The organism is Candidatus Pelagibacter sp. PS_28 (assembly GCF_059417885.1).
This window is the reverse complement of record NZ_CM182070.1, coordinates 738842-757208: the sequence shown is the minus strand read 5'-3', so window position 1 is coordinate 757208 and position 18367 is coordinate 738842. Positions and strand designations below refer to the sequence as shown.

The window sequence follows — 18367 nt, the reverse complement described above, 5'->3', positions numbered from 1 at the left end:
ATGAAAATATTTATAACTGGATCGTCAGGTTTTATTGGATTTCACTTATCAAAAAGACTTTTAGATAGTGGACATAGTGTTTATGGATTTGACTCGATGAATAATTATTATGATATCAAATTAAAAAAGGCTAGATATGAAATTTTAAAAAAATATAATAAATTTTCATTTACAAAAAATAATCTAGAAAATCAAAAAGTTCTTAGCAATACAATTTTAAAATTTAAACCAAAAATAATAATACACTTAGCAGCTCAAGCTGGTGTCAGATATAGCATTAAAAAACCAAGAGTTTATTTAGACTCTAATATTACAGGAACTTATAATATTATTGAACTTGCAAAAAAAGTTAATGTAAAGCATCTATTAATTGCATCTAGCTCCTCTGTTTATGGGGCAAATAAAAAATTACCTTTTAAAGAAATAGATAAAACAGAAACACAATTAAGTATTTATGCAGCTACAAAAAAATCAACAGAAAGCATTGCTCACTCATACTCAAATGTATGGAAGGTGCCAATTACGATGTTAAGATTTTTTACTGTTTATGGACCCTGGGGTAGACCGGACATGGCTTTATTTAAATTTACTAAAGGAATTATTGATAATAAAAAAATTGATATTTATAACAAAGGAAAAATGTATCGTGATTTTACGTATATTGATGACATTATTGATGGCATTAAAGCATTAATAAATAAAGCACCAAATTCAAAACAATTTAACAAATTCAAAAATGATAGCTTATCCTCTGTTGCTCCATTTAGAGTTCTAAATATTGGTAATACTCGTAAGGTTTATCTTTTAGATTTTATTGATGCATTAGAGAAAGAACTTGGGAAAAAAGCAATAAGAAATTATATGCCAATGCAAAAAGGAGATGTAAAAATGACTTTATCCGATACTACTTTGTTAAAAAAACTCACAGGATACAATCCCAAGACAAACTTTAGGCTTGGTATTAAAAATTTTCTAAAATGGTATTTATCGTACTACAAGAGCCAAATTAAAAAGTAATATATCTTTAAATTTTTTTAATTGTTAAATTTACAAGTATTATAATTTATTTATTAATTTAAGATTAATTAATCTACTATCTGCTCTTTATAATTTAATCTACTTATTGACAATATTATAATGGAAGCATAGTTAGTATAATATTATTATGGATGTATTTTTACCAATAGCTCAAGTATTTGTTAACCCAATTGAAATACTTTTATTGAGTGCAATCGTTGGAGTACTTTCTGGTTTATTTGGTGTTGGTGGAGGTTTTTTAATGACGCCATTCTTAATTTTTTTAGGTGTACCCCCTGCATATGCAGTTGCAAATGAAGCTAACAATATTCTTGCGACATCAGTTTCAGGATCAACAACTCATTATTTAAAAAATACTTTAGATTATAAAATGGGTTTTATGATTGTTATTGGTGGAACAATTGGAACTGCTTTAGGTATTTATACTTTTACATATTTTAAAGGTATTGGAAAAATTGATACGGTTATTTCTTTAGCCTACATGTATATACTTGCAATTATTGGTACATTAATGTTGGTTGAAAGTCTTAAAGAAATAGACAGAGCAAAAAGAAAAATTATAGTTAAAAAAAAATTACACGTCCATTATTGGATACATGGTCTTCCATTAAGAATGAGGTTTCCAAAATCAAAATTATACGAAAGTATATTTACTCCAATTATTATTGGTTTAGTTGTAGGATTTATTGCCGCTATAATGGGGATAGGTGGTGCTTTTATATTAGTGCCCGCAATGATTTATATAATTAAAATGCCAACAAAATTAGTTCCAGGAACTTCTTTGTTTGTTACAATTTTTGTCAGTGTCATAGTTACTTTTTTGCATTCAATTAATTTTGGCTCTATAGATTTAATGTTGGTATTTATGTTAGTTGTTGGATCAATTGTAGGGGTTCAAGTGGGACAGAAACTTGGTGAAAAAATTGATAGTTCTGGTTTAAAAGCATTACTGGCAATTTTATTATTGATAGTTGGAATAGCTATTGCCTATGAAACTTTTTTTGCAGAACAAACCGAAAAAGAAATAATACAAGTTTTAAATGCAGATTTAAATTTTTTCTCACTATTTATTTTAGAATTTTCAGAAGACATGCCATTTTTTTATGGATTATTTTCAATTATGTTTGCAATTCTTTTGGGCGTAGGTGCTGCTCTTATTAGACGTATTTTTTCTAATTTCAAAAAAAAGATGTTACTGAAGAAGTCTTAGTTTAAAAAGTTAATATAGAATTCTATACTTAAAATACTTACCAAACCTACTGTCGCCATCCCTATAAATCCGACCAAAAAAGGTTTGTAACCCATAGTTTTAAGATCTCTCAGATTTGTTGATAAACCAATAGCAGCCATTGCCATTGTTAAAAATACTTTTGAAGATGATTTAATAATATCAACTGTCTCTAGCCATAAATTATTATATGAGTTTAAAAAAAATTGATCCCCAACATTTCTTAAAATTATCATAGCAACAAAACCTATTACAAAATATGGAAAAATAGCTAATATTGAGTATTTTTTTTTAACAACATTGTTTCGATTATAAAGAAATGCAAACAATGGAATCATTATTACCAAAAAAGTATTTCTTATTAATTTTGTTACTGTTGCAATATTTAATGTTTCTGGGCTGTTAAACTGTTGATCGTAAATAAGTCCAGCCGCAGCAACTTGTGATGTTTCATGAATTGATGTACCTAAAAATAAACCAACAAACATTGGTTCAGTATCAAAGTAATAATTAGCAAAATAAGGATATATAAGCATCGATAAAATTCCAAACAAAGTAATATTAGCAATTGCATATGATACTTCATTTTTTTTTGCACCAATTACTGGAGCAGTTGCCATAATTGCTGTTGTCCCACATACTGTGCTACCAATAGATATTAAGTAAGCCATTCTTGTTGGGATTTTAAGTTTTTTAATTAACAGTTTTATAACTATTAATACTGTTACAATACAAATTATGATTAAAGGTATTGCTACTGCTCCAAATTCTAAAAACTCAAAAGGTTTTAATTGAATTCCTAAGCAAATTATTCCAAGCTTAAGAATATATGATTGAGTAAAGTCCAAACCTTTTACAATGCTGTCTCTCATTTTGAATATATTTCCAAAAAGAATTCCGATTAAAATAGCAATCATGGCTGTCGATATTGGGCTTTTATCGTAACCTAATAATTCAATACCAATAATATTATTAAATCCTTGAGATAAACTGTAGAGAATAAAAGCTAAAACAATACCTGGCAAAATGACCAGATATTTTTTAAATAACATTACTTTATAGATAAATTTTAAGCACTTCTATAAAGCTTAGTCATAACAAACTCTTTATGACCTAAAGCTTCAGCACAAGTTAATCTACCGTTAGCAACTCTAATCATTGATTTGATTAATTCATCACCAGCTTGTGATAAATTCATTTCACGAGATAGAATTTTCGATACATCACAATCAATATGTTCACCCATACCTTTTACAGTTAATGGGTTGGCAGTTAACTTAACAACAGGTTCAATTGGATTACCTACGATATTACCTTGACCTGTTGGGAATAAGTGAATGTTAAATCCAGCAGCTGCTTGAAGTGTAATACACTCTGCTGCAGCAGATGAAGTATCCATAAAGTATAATCCTTTTCCTTTAGTAGGCTCTTCAGCTGGTTCTAAAACATCAATAAACTTACAATTTCCAATTTTTTGGAAATTTCCAAATGCTTTTTCTTCAATTGTAGTTAATCCACCCGCAATATTTCCCGCAGTTGGTTGACTTTCAGAAAGATCATCTGTTGCTTCTTTTAAAATAAAGTCGTTGTAATCGCTCCAAGTTTTCATGAATTTTTCTGAAGCTTCTGGAGTGGCACCACGTGTAGCACAAACTTTTTCAGCACCAGTTAACTCTGAGGTTTCACCAAAACATAAATGAACTCCTAATGGCTCTAATTTATCCATTAAGTTTCCAACTGTTGGGTTAGCAGCAAGACCTGATGTTGTATCAGATTCACCACATTTAACCGAAATCCATAAATCACTTAAAGGACACTCTTCTCTTTGTTTTTCAGAAGCCCACATTGCAAACTCTTGAGCTTTTTTAGAAGCTTTCATGATTGTTCCAATATCACCAGTTCTTTCAATATGAAATCCTTCAACTGGTTTTCCAGTTTTAGCAATTTCATCAACAATTCTTTTTGTCCATTTAGGTTCAATTCCAATAACAATTACAGCAGCAACGTTAGGGTTTTTTCCAGTCCCAATCATTGTTCTAAAGTGTAGATCTAAATCAGCACCAAATTGAAGTCTTCCATAAGAGTGTGGAAGGGCAATCGTACCTTTAATATTATTTGCTACAGCTTCAGCACAAGCATTAGAGATATCATCTACAGGTAAGATGATTACGTGATTTCTAGTACCAACTCTGCCATTTTCTCTTTTATAACCTAAAAAACTTTTTGGAATTTCCATATTTTTTACCACTTCTTCGTTTTTACATTGTGAACATGAACATGCTCACCTTTTTTGATTGATTTAACTACTTTTCCAATATCATGACCATATTTCAAAATAGTATCACCTTCATTAAGGTCAACCATTGCAATTTTATGTCCTAATTGAATTTCATCTACTGATTGAATTTGAACTGTTTTATCATTCTCCATAATCCAACATGCGCAATCTTGTTTTGGAGTAATTTTATCAATAACAACCACTCCTACGTTGTCTTTCTCGTCGTGTATAATAATATCTGTAGCCATAATTGTGTCGATTTGTTTGTTTGAAATTTTTTTAATCTTATATATTAATCTTTAAAATTAACAAATTATTTATAGATTTTTTAACAACTTAAGCAGGAAGGCCTAATTATTATGACTAAAATGACAACAGAAGAAGCTTTTGTAAAAGTTTTACAAATGCATGGAATTGAACACGCATTCGGAATTATCGGTTCAGCTTTTATGCCTATTTCAGATATCTTTCCTGATGCTGGAATTACTTTTTGGGATGTTGCTCATGAAACAAACGGTGGATTAATTGCTGATGGTTACACAAGATCTACTGGTAAAATGTCAATGGTTATTGCTCAAAATGGTCCTGGAATTACCGGTCTTGTAACACCAATTAAAACTGCATACTGGAACCACACACCATTATTATTAGTTACACCGCAAGCTGCTAATAAAACTATGGGTCAAGGTGGTTTCCAAGAAGTGGAACAAATGAATTTATTTAAAGATATGGTTTGCTATCAAGAGGAAGTTAGAGACCCTTCAAGAATGGCAGAAGTATTAAATAGAGTAATTGAAAAAGCAATCAGAGGATCAGCTCCTGCACAAATAAATGTACCTAGAGATTATTGGACACAAGTAATTGATATCGATCTTCCTCCAATTGTTAGACTTGAAAGACAAGCAGGTGGAGTTGATGCAATTAAAAAAGCAGCAGACTTATTATCAAATGCTAAGTTTCCAGTAATACTATCTGGTGCAGGTGTTGTAATTGGTGGGGCAATCGAAGATTGTAAAAAATTAGCTGAGAAATTAGATGCTCCAGTTTGTTCAGGGTATCAACATAATGATAGTTTTCCAGGAAGTCACCCATTAGCAGCTGGACCTTTAGGGTATAACGGATCAAAAGCTGGAATGGAATTAATTAAGAAAGCTGATGTTGTTCTTGCACTTGGTACAAGATTAAATCCTTTCTCAACTTTACCAGGTTATGGAATGGATTACTGGCCTAAAGATGCAAGTATCATTCAAGTTGATATGAATTCAGATAGAATTGGTTTAACAAAAAAAGTTACAGTTGGTATTTGTGGGGATGCAAAATTAGTATCACAACAAATTTTAGCTCAACTTTCTCCAACAGCAGGAGACACAAATAGAGAAGAGAGAAAAAATATAATCCACCAAACTAAATCTGCTTGGTTACAAGAGTTATCAAGTTTAGATCACGAAGATGATGATGAAGGTACAGTTTGGAATGCAGAAGCTAGAAAAAGAGATGCAGATAGAATGTCACCTAGAGAAGCATGGAGAGCAATTCAAGCAGGTATGCCTGAAGATGTAATTATCTCTAGTGATATTGGTAATAACTGTGCAATTGGAAATGCTTATCCAACGTTTGAAAAAGGTAGAAAATATTTAGCACCAGGATTATTTGGTCCTTGTGGTTACGGTTTTCCAGCAATTCTTGGAGCAAAAATCGGATGTCCTGATACACCAGTAATTGGTTTTGCAGGTGACGGTGCATTTGGTATTAGCATGAATGAGATGAGTTCATGTGCTAGACCAGAATGGCCAGCAATTTCAATGGTAATCTTTAGAAATTACCAATGGGGTGCTGAAAAAAGAAATACTACTTTATGGTTTGATGATAACTTCGTTGGAACAGAGCTTGATCCAGAATTAAGTTATGCAAAAGTTGCTGATGCTTGTGGATTAAAAGGTGTCACTGTTCGAACCATGGAAGAGACTACTGCTGCTATCAAACAATCATGTGAGGATCAAAAGAAAGGGATTACAACATTTATTGAAGTAATTCTTAACCAAGAACTGGGAGAGCCTTTCAGAAGAGATGCTATGAAAAGACCAGTTAAAGTTGCAGGGATCAAAAAAGAAGACATGATCAAGCAACCATCATTGATTTAGATATAAGCAATTAAAATAAAAATGTATAATAAAAAACTAACATAGCATCTTCTTTTAAATAATATAGTATCTTCTGCTAATGGACAAAAATAATTTAGATTTTTTTCTTAATGAAAACATAAATATAAATCTCAATAATTTTACTGTAAATTTATTAGCTACCGTAATTCTTTGCTTTGTTTTAAGACAATTATATATAAAATTTTCATCGTCCTTATCTAATAAAGACGAATTTTCAAAGAATTTTGTAATTTTAGGTATTACCACTTGTATTGTTATAACAATCGTAAAATCTTCTTTAGCATTATCATTAGGACTTGTAGGAGCGTTGTCTATCGTAAGATTTAGGGCTGCAATTAAAGAACCAGAAGAATTGGTTTATTTATTTTTAACTATTACGATTGGTTTAGGGAACGGAGCAGGTCAATTAAAAGTAACATTAGTAGGGTTAATAATTGCCTTCTTTATAATTATATTCTTTTCTAAGATTAAAATTAAAAAAAACCTTACCAATTTAGAGAGCACCCAAATTTCAATTACAATTAATAATGAAATGACAAATTTAAAGATTAATAATCTTATTAATCAAATAAAAAAGCATGCAATATCAATAGATCTTGTTTCTTTAAATAAATCAAAAAAATTAATAATTATGAATTTTAATATTGTATTAAAAGATTTTGATAAACTTAATCTTATTAATGATAAAATTATAAAAATATATCCAAATGCAAATATTGTTGTTGGTCGAGAACACAATATTTCTTTATGAAAATAAAAAAGATTAAAAGTAAAAAATTTATTGACAAATTTTATAGAGTATATTTTTTTATTAGTTTAATCATAATTTTTTTAATCACTTTAGCTTTTTTTAATCTAAGTTTTTGGACGAACTATAAAGATGAATTTTTTAAAAAAATACATCTTAATGGAATGTCAAACTATAAATATTTACCTAATATTCTTGTTTTAGTAGCAAAAAATTCATTTACTAAAATAGAAGATTTTAATCTAGAAATAAATCAGAGAAATATAATTTTAATTGAAAATAACAGAAAGCAAATACTTGATAACTATAGTCAAAGATTTGTTTCCGCTGAAGGGTATATTTATTTCAATGGAGAGAAAATAAGAACGAACATTAGATTAAAAGGTGATAGACAAGTTCATTATAATGATAAAGAAAAATCATCATATAGATTAAATCTTAAAAAAGATTTTGCTTATAAAGAATTAACAAGTTTTTCAATTCAAAAGCCCCGAATAAGGAACTATATTCATGAATGGATTTTTCACAAAATGGCTAAAGAACTTAATTTAGTTAGTTTAGAATATAAATTTGTAAATTTTAAAATAAATGGTGAGGATAAAGGACTATTTGTCATAGAAGAAGGTTTCAGTAACACTTTAATTGAAAAAAATAATAGAAGAGCAGGTCCAATTTTTGGTTTAAACGAAGAATTTAAAGTTTCTAATTTCTTTTCTGCAAAATTTGATCCTTATCAACTCAAATATTGGACAAGACCAGATAATAAAGATTTATTTTTAATTGCTAAAGAAAAATTAACTGCATTTCAGAATAAAAATTTAGATTTAATTGAAATAATGGATATAAAAAAATGGAGTGACTATTTTGTATTGTGTGATTTATTGTACACACACCACGGACTATTGCCAAAAAGTGTAAAATTTTATTACAATCCAATATCAGGATTATTTGAACCAATTCCATTTGATGGACACAAAATGCCAGCGTACGATTACTCTCCAAGAATAGGAAAGTATTTTAATGATAGCTCAAGTTTCGAATTGGCCCAAAAAAAATTTTTTAGTTCTGATGGTGAAAAATTCTTTTCAGACTGGTTAAAACTATTTTTTTTTAAAAAAGATGGTGAGTTAAATAAAATATTTTATCTTTCATACAAAGATAGTTTAAACAAAATTACAGATGAAAAATTTATTAATAATTTTTGGAAAAAAAATAAGAGTTTTATAGATAAAATAAATTCAAAAATTTATCTTGATGATTTTCAATTTGATTATAACACGGAAAGAAAAAAAGGCTTAGGTATCTATTACTTTGATTATGATCAAATTATTCTAAGATCTAAAACACTTAAAGAGAAAAATAGTATTAATTTAAGCAATCTAGTAATTGAAGATTATTTTGATAGAATTAAAATTATAAACAATAATTATAATAACAATTCTCTATTTGTTAAAAAAATATTTTGCAGTTTAAATGAACATGAAATCATAGAATTTAATATTAAAAGTAAAGAATTTTTAGTAAAATTTGATAAAAGTCATATAAATAAAAAAAAATTAAATTTAATAAATAATGTTTGTTCGAAAATCATTTTAATAGATCGCTTTACTAATAAAGAGTATGAAAAAAAAATAGATCAAAATTTATTTATAAAAAAAAAATCAACTAGAGATAAGTTTAAATGAGTATTTTGTTATAAAACAAAAAAAACTTTATTTTAAAGATAAAGAAACTATTGTAGATAAAAATCTTTACATCCCAGCTGGATTTAAAGTTATAGTTAATCCAGATCAAATAATTAGATTAATTAACAAAGCTGTTATCTTCTCGAAATCAAATTGGAATTTTAACGGCAAAAAAGAGAAACCTATATTAATTTCTGGTTTCAAAGACAACTTTGGAGGTGGAATATTCATTAGCTCAAAAAATAAAAACTATATGAGTTATGTTAACATAGAATATTTAAGTGGTCCTGAAATTAATAAAATAACAAATAATTTGAATAATTTAGCTAATCATAAAATATATGGAGCATTAAATTTTTATGAGACAAATATTGAAATAAATAATTTGTATTGTTTTAATATTTCTGCTGAAGACTCTTTAAATATAATAAATTCTGATTTTTCAATTGTAGATAGTAAGTTCTCAAATATAAGTTCTGATGCAATAGATTTTGATTTTTCAAACGGTAAAATTGAAAATACAGAATTTCAAAATATTTTAAATGATGCATTGGATTTTTCAGGCTCTAAAGTATTTGTTAAAAATATAATAGCAAATAATGTAAGAGACAAAGTTATAAGCGCAGGCGAAAACTCAAATTTAGAATTAGAAAAATTAGATGTTAATAATTCTTTTATCGGAATTGCAAATAAAGATGGTTCAAATTTAATTTTAAAAAATTCAAATTTTAGAAATGTAGAAATACCTTTGGCTGGTTATCTAAAAAAAAATTTTTATGAAAATAGTTTTATGAATATAAAAGATTCTAATTTTATTAATTATCAAAAAAAATATATTTTATCAAATAAAGCAACCATAATGTTGGATGGTAAAAAACTATTTCAAAATAACAAAAATAAAAATATTTTAGAAATAATATATAAATGATTGAGACAAGATTTGAGAGAAAATGGGTTGTCCAAAATACTTATATTTCACAGTTAATATCTGCTTTAAAAGTTTCTAATTTTGAGTTTTCAAAACATCATAATAGTAGATGGGTTAATTCAATCTATTATGACGACATGTTTAACAATTCTGTTTACCAAAATCTTAATGGAGATCAAAAAAAACAAAAAGTGAGATTGAGGTGGTATGGTGAAAAAAAAATTTTGAATCCAAGATTAGAAATTAAAAATAAGAACATGTTTTTAACCACAAAGACAATTAAAAAAATATTTTTTAGTAGCAAATACCCTGATAGCAAAATATTACCAGACATTAATGATCAAGTAAAATCTATAAGTCCCTTACTTATTAATTATTCACCAAAAACATCAACACATTATTATAGGCATTACTTTATCTCAAAAAATAAAAAGATTAGAGCTACAATTGATGAAAAGATTTATTATCTGTCAATTAATAATTTAAAAATAGATCTATTTCAAAAAAAAGATTTTAATTTAATATTAGAATTAAAGTATAATAAAATTCATGATGACTATGTAAGAAAAAATTTTTCAAAATATAACAGCTTAAGAATAAGTAAAAACTCAAAGTTTATTAATTCTTTTTTTTTTAATAAATGAGGATAATTAATGATAATTATTGTAGTTGGGTAAATGATTTAAGTCTAAGAACCAATATTAAGACTCTTTCAACTAATTTAAATAGCGAATGGTTGATTATTGGAGCTGGTTATACAGGCTTGTCTGCTGCTAGAAAATTGTCAGAACTACACCCAAATCAAAAAATTATTATTGTTGATGCCCAATTAGCAGGTGAGGGTGCAAGTGGAAGGAACTCAGGATATTTAGTTGATACGACCCTTAATGATGGTTTCACCTCAAATAAAGAACTTTCTAATTATAAAAAGAAAACAGACATTTATAAATTAGGAATTGATGTTGTGAAAAAGTTTATTAAAGAGCATCAGGTAGATTGTGAGTGGAATGAATGTGGGAAATATTTCGCCTCATCAAATGAAAAAGATAGAAAGATACTAGAAAATTTTAGCAAAACTTTATTAAAATTAAATTTTGAACATAATATTTTTGATAAAGTTGATTTAGATAAAAGATTAGGTACGAATTTTTATAACTTAGCACTTTACACTAAGGGAGGAATTTTATTACATCCTGGAAAATTAGTCAGAGCTATGATTGACACGTTGCCAGATAATGTTGAACTATTGGAAAAAGCTCAATTAGATGAATGGTCAAAAAATAAAGATACAATTATTTCTAAATTTAATAATCATAAAATAATTACTAAAAATATTATTTTTTGCACAAATGGATTTTTAAAATCACTTGGTATTAAAAATAACTATAATTTCCCCTTAACCTTAACTGCAAGCATGACAAGACCATTAACTGATACAGAGTATAAGTCAATTGGTGAGCCTAGAGAGTGGGGTGTGCTGCCTGTTAGACCAATGGGAGCAACTATTAGAATGACAAAAGATAAAAGAATTTTAATTAGAAATACTGCAGAAGTTCATAGTCCTTTTAAAATGTCTAAACCAGAGCTGGATAAAAGATCTTTAAATCAAAAACTTGGTATCAAAAAAAGGTTTCCAAGTTTAGCAGATGATATTATTGAATCTAGTTGGTCTGGCGTTGTATCTAGAACTAGAAATAGTTCACAAATTTTTGAAAAAGTAGAAGATAATGTTTTTGTGGCAGGTTGCTATAATGGTTCTGGTATTGGAGTTGGAACTTTATTTGGTGAACAGATAGCAATTAAAGCAAGTAATGAAAATAGTGATGAAATTAATATAATAGAATCTCGAACTAAACCTACTTGGCTTCCACCTCAGCCTTTTTTAAATTTTGGGGTTAAAACAAGATTGATGTTTGAGAGGTTTAGATCTCGATCTGATGTATAGTTATTGATTTCTTATAAGTGGATAAACCTTAGGGCTCAAATACTTAAAATTAGTAATCATAATTAAGATTAAAGTAGCTAGTCCAATTCCAATAGTTACCTGTAAAAAAATTGCCAAATCAAACTTCCAAGTGATTTGAAAAATATTTTCAATGATAAATTGCGAACCTATGACTGCAAAAAAGAGAGCTATTAGAATTATGGATGTGAATATAATAAAAAACTCAATAATTGAAGAAAGTATAACCTCAACTTTGGAAAAACCTAAAATTTTAAATATTAAATTTTGAAATTCTTTAATTTTACCCTGAACTATAATTGCACTTGATATAACAATTAAACCAATGACTATAGTTATTGCAGAGATAACGGTTACAGCAATAAACACTTTGTTTAAAATATCTGTTACTTTCTCCAAGTAATCAGTAATTTTTATAATAGAAAGACTAGGCATTTTATCTAGTAAAGCAGTTTCATTAAAATTTTCTAAGCTTTTAAACTTTGAGGTAGCCAAATATTCGTGAGGTATATTTTTTGCAAATTGAGGATTTAATAACATTGCAAAATTAATAGTAAAATCTCTGTAGTCTACTAACCTGAAATTTACTATTTCACCTTCAATTTCACGTCCATAAATATTAAGAGTAAAAATATCACCAATTTTAATATCAAAATCTTTAGCAATTTTACTATCAAGTGAAATTTGAAGTTTATCAGGTTTACTTAAATCCCACCACTTACCCTCAATAATTGGGTTATCTTTTAAAACTTTATCAGCCCAAGAAGACCTTCTGTCATTTCTAATCACCCAGTGGCTATCATTACTTGAATCGATATAAGTATTTGGATCTATTCCATTTATTTTTACAATACCTGTTGAAACCATGGGAACAATTTCAAGGTTGGCTTCTTTATCCATGTCAAAAATTAAATCTTCAAATATTTGTCTTTCATCACTTTGAATACCAATGAAAAAATAATCAGGCGCAAGTTCTGGTATAGATTTAGCAATTTCTCTTTTAAAATTTGAACCCACAAAAGCTAAAGTTAATAGTAAAGTGACCCCTAAACCTAAAGACATAATAGTTATAGGGGTAATACTTTTAGTTTGAGTAATATTTTTAACTGATACTTTAATTGAAATATTTGGATGCTCTTTAAGTCCTTTAAACAATTTAATGATTAAGTTTGATAATAAGTAGAAGACTAATAAACAAACAAAGAAAGCTCCAAAATAACCCAAACTATAAACAGGTCGAGCAGAACCGATGGTAAATAAAGAAATTAAAATTGATAATAATAGCAGACTTAAAAGAATTGATTTTTTTGAATAATAAAATTGAAGGTTTTGAAATACATTTCTAAATAAGTTTGATGCCTTAACTTGATCAATTGCATTAATGGTTGGTATAGAAAATATGATTAATACTAATAACCCTACTAAAAAAACTTTGAAATAATTAAGAATAGAAAAACTACCTTCAATATTTAATCCAAGACCAGCTGACAGATAAACATCAACAATAGGAACTAGAAAGAAACTAAAAGAGTAGGCGGCAGTGGATATTAAGAATAATAGAATGAGTAATTGTAGATAGTAGACTATTTTAATATCTTTTGAGAAAAAGCCTAAAGACTTCTTAACTGCTATAGACATATTGTTCTGATTTATAAATGAAAGTAACGTGTTAGCAATTCCAATTCCTGCAATTAGCATTGCACTAATTGATACAAGAGACAAAAACTGAGAGAAATTATCAATTATTCTCTTTAAAGGGCCGTCAGATTTTTCGTGATATCTAAGTCTAACCTTTTTTTCATCTTTGAATAACTGTTCAATTTTTTTAGATAAAGCTTTTGGATTATCTCCCTCATTAAATTTTACTTTATACTCATAATTTAAAAAGCTCCCTAGATTATTAAGTTTTAATAATTCTAATGTTTGTTTGCCAGCTAAAGCAAAATCACCAAATACAAAAGCACCCCCAATATCAGGTACTGATTTTACGATACCAATTACAGTAAACAACTGATCTTGAACTTTGATTTTATCATTAATTTTTAAATTGAGATTTTTGAAAATATTTTCATTAACAAGGATTGTATTCTCTATAGTTTGTAATTTTTCAAATGCACCACTTGGTTCATAACCTACCTTGCCAAATAATGGGTAATTTTGATCTACGGTTTTAATTCTAGAAAATATTGATTTATTTTTAGATTGATTGGTAGTTGAGATCATGGTGCTAAACTCAACCATTTGTGAAACAGTAGCAAATTCTTTAACTTGGTTAATTAATTCTAAGTTGCCAACATTACGATTATAGTCAATTTCAATATCTCCACCTAAAAGTGCTCTTGAATTATTATTTAATTCTTTATTTAAACTATCTTCAATGGTGAAAATTGAACTTAAAATAAATAGGCTGATAAAAAGTGTTAGAATAATACTAGAAATTTTTTTATAATTTCTACTCAAGTCTCTTAAGGCATATATCAAAGTTAACTTGTACTCTGAAAGCTTAGACAATTTTTCCATCTTTGATTTTAATTTTTCTTTTTGCTTTATTTGCAAGTTTTGGGTCATGGGTGACCATAATTAAAGATGATTTTTCTTCTTTAATATATTTGAATAAAATATCTGCAATCATTTGTGAATTTTCACTATCTAAATTTCCCGTAGGTTCATCTGCCAAAATTAGTTTAGGTTTCATGGCTATAGCTCTAGCAATTGCTACACGTTGCTGTTCACCACCTGAAAGTTGACTAGGTAAATTATTAAATCTATTTTTTAGTCCAAATCGATCTAACAACTCTTTGGCTCGTTCAGTAGGGTTTTTTAAATTATTTAACTCTAAGGTTAGAGCAACATTTTCAACAGCTGTATAATTTGGAATAAGATAGAAAGATTGAAAAACAATACCAATATTTTTCCTTCTAATTTTAGAAACTTCATCTTCACTCATTTTAGATATTTCTTGATCTTCAAAAAATATCTTACCAGAGGTTGTTTTCTCTAGTCCACCTGCAAGCATGATTAAGCTAGTTTTTCCAGATCCACTTTCACCCACTATTGAAATAGACTCATTTTTTTTAGTTTCTAAATTAACATTCTTTAAAACCTTAATAGTATCATTACCAGTTTGGTATTTAAGATTAACGTTTTTTAGCTTAAGAAGACTATCCATGATTAAAAGATTTATTATTAAAATTATTGCCGTCTGTCTAGTGAGCATAAACGTCAATGCTCTAGAAAACGTTATCTTATTTGGTGATAGCTTAATGGCAGGCTATGGTCTTCCACAGGAAAAACATTTAGCCATTGTCCTTCAAAATAATCTTAATGATAGTGGTTATGATCTTGGAATTATTGATGGAAGTGTATCTGGAAGCACATCTGCTGGAGGATTAAATCGAGTTGAATGGTCTTTATCTCAACCTAATATTGACTTAATGATCTTAGGATTGGGTGCTAATGACATGTTAAGAGGAATAAGCCCAATCGAGACTGAAAAAAATTTAGAAAAAATTATTCAAACAGCAAAATTAAAAAATATAGAAATAATTTTAGCAGGAATGATTGCACCAACAACTCATGGAATTAGTTATAAAAAAAAATTTGATAATATTTATCCAAGTTTAGCTCAAAAATATGAGTTAAATTTAATTCCTTTTTTATTAGAGGGAGTTGCTTTAAAACCTGAACTTAATCAAGAAGACGGTATGCACCCAAATGAAAAAGGAACTATAATTATAAGTGATACACTTACAAAAAGTATCATCAATTATATAAAAAAATAGTATATCGTGATCAAATGTTTTTAAATACGAAACTAAAATCTAGAGAAAAACCAATAAAAGTTGCCTTCATTGGATGTGGAAAATTTGTAAGCATGTTTCTTGCTCAATACAATCAATTACAAAAAATTACTATTGATACTATCGTTGATATTAATATTGATAACGCCAAAAAAAACTGTCTTAAGAGTGGTTTAACTACAGAGACAGTTAATAAAATAAATTTTGTAACTACTTTAGATGAGGCAATTGATAGAGATGTTGAAGTTTTTATAGAAGCTACTGGAAATCCAATTATAGGAACAGTTCATGCTGTAAAAATTATTAAAAATAAAAAACACATCATATTGGTAAATGTTGAGGCTGATGTTACTTGTGGGAAATATCTTGCTGATCTTGCAAAAGAAAACAATGTTATTTGTTCAATGGCATATGGTGATCAACCTTCATTAATTATGGAACAGATTGAATGGGCTAAGTTAAACGGTTTTTCTGTGGTTTGTGCAGGAAAAGGAACGAAGTACCACCCAGATTTTGAATATTCAACACCAGACACGGTTTGGGGTCACTACGGTTTAAGTAAAGAACGTGCTGAAATTGAATCTGGTATGAATCCTAAAATGTTTAATAGTTTTTTATGTGGAGATAAATCTGCAATTGAAATGTGTGCAGTCAGTAATGCATCAAATTTAAAATGTCCAAGTAATGGATTAACTTTTCCACCTGTTGGGGTTTATGACATTGCTAAAAAATTAATTCCAAAAGTGGAAGGAGGATTAATTGATTATGAAGGTCAAGTAGAGGTGATATCTAGCATTGATTTAAATCAAAAAGATATTCCAAATGATCTTAGATGGGGTGTTTACATAGTAATTAAAGCTCAAAATCAATATGTCAAAAATTGCTTTAAAGATTATGGAATGGTGACCGATTTGTCTGGCAGTTATTCAGCTATATGGAGGCCATATCATTATATTGGTTTAGAACTTGCTCAATCGATATATGCAATTGCACTTGATCAAAAAGCAACAGGACAAACTATAAATTATAATGCAGATGTTGCAGCTTATGCTAAAAAAGATTTGAAAATTGGAGATCGATTAGACGGTGAGGGTGGTTTTTGTGCTCGAGGGAAATTAATTACTTCTAAAAAATCAAAAGATGAAAAAATTTTACCTCTTGGTTTAACTGATGGAGCAATTGTTAAGAAAGATATTAATAAAGATCAATCTATAAGATTAGATGATGTGGAGTTAAGTCTTCCAGAAGATGTTGTTAAAGCTAGACAGTATCAATATGATTTAATTTAAAGAACAACCAAATCCAACTTTTGCTTACCTAATCTCTCATTACCGTTCTCGGTCACTAAATAGGTCTCACCTAAATTCATAGCAAGTTTACTATCTGAATCCATTAAGATCATATGCATAAAGAAGACATTACCAGGAGTTATTACATAAGGATTACCTGTGTATAACATTGGCCAGTCCATCCAATTGGGTGAGAAGGTGGTCCCTAATGAATAGCCACAAGCATTCATTCTTGATTTATTATACCCAAGATCATCAAAAGTTTTGGCATGTATATCAAATACATCTCCCGCAGTTTTTCCTGGTATTAGAGTTTTTGCACAATTAGTCAAAGCCTCAAGACAAGCCTTATGCATCTTAATATGCTTTGGATCAGCTTTACCAATAGGAATAGTTCTAAACATTGCAGAGTGATAATGTTTGTAGGTTCCAGCCCATTCAATAGTTAACTGATCAGTATTTGATAAAATTCTTTTCTCAGATTGATATCTGCATAATAATGCATTGTGTCCAGAGCCTATAATATATTCATTTGCTGGATAATCACCGCCACCTTCTAAAACAACTCTTTGCATTTCAGCTAAAATTTTTGCTTCACTAGCACCAGCTTTTGCATATTTCCAAACCTCATCAAGCGATTGATCCGCAAGTTCTGCAGCTTTTTTTACATAAACAATTTCTTCAGTTGATTTAACAACCCTATGTTTGGTGATTAATTCTGATTGATCTTCTACCTCACAATAACCTTCTAGCGATTTATTAAGTCTTAAAGCATTACGACCTGTCATACCGTAAGCTTCATATTCAATTCCAATTTTTTTATCTTTTAAATTTAATTCGTTTAAAATTATTTTAAGATCATCTGTAGGATTAGACTGGTCTTTATCTACCCAAACTCTTATGTCTTCAATGTTCGATGTGTTTTGTGCCTGTCTTAAATCTGGAGCCCTTGTTAAAAGAATGATATTTCCTTTATTGTCCAGTATTAATGTTTGAAAGAAAACATAGCCAAAGGTATCATAACCTGTAAGCCAAAACATAGATTCTTGGCGAAACATTAAAAGAGCATCAAGATTATTCTTTTTCATTGATTTTAATGTAGCAAGTTTTCTTTTTTCAAATTCTTGTTTGCTAAAATGAAGTGCCATAATAAAAACTATAACTTTTAAAAATATTTAGCACAAGTAAGTTTAGTTTTTATTTGTTCATAGTAAAACAAACCCAAATTATTGTTAATTATTATGGTTT

16 protein-coding genes are annotated in these 18367 nt (G+C 28.4%); 10 read left to right on the top strand and 6 right to left on the bottom strand.

Features of this window, described 5'->3' with window-relative positions:
- Window positions 1–1017, top strand: coding sequence for a GDP-mannose 4,6-dehydratase (locus AC5SMR_RS04115; protein ID WP_494576211.1), 1017 nt, complete (start codon window positions 1–3; stop codon window positions 1015–1017).
- Between the two features lie 148 nt (window positions 1018–1165).
- Window positions 1166–2248 carry a sulfite exporter TauE/SafE family protein gene (locus tag AC5SMR_RS04110; RefSeq protein WP_494576209.1) on the top strand — a complete coding sequence of 361 codons (1083 nt, stop codon included), beginning with the start codon at window positions 1166–1168 and terminating at the stop codon, window positions 2246–2248.
- Here the strand turns inward: AC5SMR_RS04110 and AC5SMR_RS04105 are convergent.
- From AC5SMR_RS04105 to AC5SMR_RS04095, 3 genes are read right to left on the bottom strand one after another with little or no spacing between them, the layout of a single operon-like run.
- The gene (locus AC5SMR_RS04105; RefSeq protein ID WP_494576207.1) at window positions 2245–3318 is read right to left on the bottom strand and encodes a YeiH family protein; all 1074 of its coding nucleotides are present in this window, start codon (window positions 3316–3318) and stop codon (window positions 2245–2247) included. The genes AC5SMR_RS04110 and AC5SMR_RS04105 overlap by 4 nt on opposite strands.
- A 17-nt stretch (window positions 3319–3335) precedes the next feature.
- Complete coding sequence (locus AC5SMR_RS04100; protein WP_006997075.1) at window positions 3336–4502, bottom strand: UxaA family hydrolase; 1167 nt, start codon at window positions 4500–4502, stop codon at window positions 3336–3338.
- Window positions 4503–4507: 5 nt separating this feature from the next.
- Window positions 4508–4792, bottom strand: a complete 285-nt coding sequence (locus AC5SMR_RS04095) for a UxaA family hydrolase (protein WP_006997074.1) — start codon at window positions 4790–4792, stop codon at window positions 4508–4510.
- 111 nt (window positions 4793–4903) lie between these two features.
- On the opposite strand from AC5SMR_RS04095, the gene xsc reads away from it, so the two are divergent.
- From xsc to AC5SMR_RS04065, 6 genes are all read left to right on the top strand, one after another.
- The gene (gene xsc / locus AC5SMR_RS04090; RefSeq protein ID WP_494576205.1) at window positions 4904–6685 is read left to right on the top strand and encodes a sulfoacetaldehyde acetyltransferase; all 1782 of its coding nucleotides are present in this window, start codon (window positions 4904–4906) and stop codon (window positions 6683–6685) included.
- Between the two features lie 79 nt (window positions 6686–6764).
- Entirely contained in the window at window positions 6765–7457 is a 693-nt protein-coding gene (locus tag AC5SMR_RS04085) for a DUF4956 domain-containing protein (protein WP_494576203.1), read from the top strand.
- Window positions 7454–9139, top strand: coding sequence for a CotH family protein (locus tag AC5SMR_RS04080; protein ID WP_494576201.1), 1686 nt, complete (start codon window positions 7454–7456; stop codon window positions 9137–9139). Before AC5SMR_RS04085 ends, AC5SMR_RS04080 begins: the two co-directional genes overlap by 4 nt.
- A 253-nt stretch (window positions 9140–9392) precedes the next feature.
- Entirely contained in the window at window positions 9393–10067 is a 675-nt protein-coding gene (locus AC5SMR_RS04075) for a hypothetical protein (RefSeq protein ID WP_494576199.1), read from the top strand.
- A complete protein-coding gene (locus AC5SMR_RS04070) occupies window positions 10064–10711 on the top strand; it encodes a VTC domain-containing protein (RefSeq protein WP_494576197.1) in 648 nt (215 codons plus the stop codon). Before AC5SMR_RS04075 ends, AC5SMR_RS04070 begins: the two co-directional genes overlap by 4 nt.
- Window positions 10708–12012 carry an NAD(P)/FAD-dependent oxidoreductase gene (locus AC5SMR_RS04065; RefSeq protein ID WP_494576195.1) on the top strand — a complete coding sequence of 435 codons (1305 nt, stop codon included), beginning with the start codon at window positions 10708–10710 and terminating at the stop codon, window positions 12010–12012. Before AC5SMR_RS04070 ends, AC5SMR_RS04065 begins: the two co-directional genes overlap by 4 nt.
- On the opposite strand, the gene AC5SMR_RS04060 is transcribed toward AC5SMR_RS04065, so the two are convergent.
- Window positions 12013–14598, bottom strand: coding sequence for an ABC transporter permease (locus tag AC5SMR_RS04060; protein WP_494576193.1), 2586 nt, complete (start codon window positions 14596–14598; stop codon window positions 12013–12015). It lies immediately after the preceding gene.
- The gene (locus AC5SMR_RS04055) at window positions 14534–15199 is read right to left on the bottom strand and encodes an ABC transporter ATP-binding protein (protein WP_494576191.1); all 666 of its coding nucleotides are present in this window, start codon (window positions 15197–15199) and stop codon (window positions 14534–14536) included. Before AC5SMR_RS04055 ends, AC5SMR_RS04060 begins: the two co-directional genes overlap by 65 nt.
- Between AC5SMR_RS04055 and AC5SMR_RS04050 the strand changes: the two genes are divergently transcribed.
- Together AC5SMR_RS04050 and AC5SMR_RS04045 are read left to right on the top strand one after the other, a co-directional pair.
- The gene (locus AC5SMR_RS04050; RefSeq protein ID WP_494576189.1) at window positions 15198–15812 is read left to right on the top strand and encodes an arylesterase; all 615 of its coding nucleotides are present in this window, start codon (window positions 15198–15200) and stop codon (window positions 15810–15812) included. The two genes, AC5SMR_RS04055 and AC5SMR_RS04050, sit on opposite strands and share 2 nt — an antisense overlap.
- A gap of 14 nt (window positions 15813–15826) precedes the next feature.
- Window positions 15827–17119, top strand: a complete 1293-nt coding sequence (locus AC5SMR_RS04045; protein WP_494576187.1) for an NAD(P)H-dependent oxidoreductase — start codon at window positions 15827–15829, stop codon at window positions 17117–17119.
- On the opposite strand, the gene AC5SMR_RS04040 is transcribed toward AC5SMR_RS04045, so the two are convergent.
- Window positions 17116–18267, bottom strand: a complete 1152-nt coding sequence (locus AC5SMR_RS04040; protein ID WP_494576185.1) for a M24 family metallopeptidase — start codon at window positions 18265–18267, stop codon at window positions 17116–17118. The two genes, AC5SMR_RS04045 and AC5SMR_RS04040, sit on opposite strands and share 4 nt — an antisense overlap.
- Between the last annotated feature and the right edge of the window lie 100 nt (window positions 18268–18367).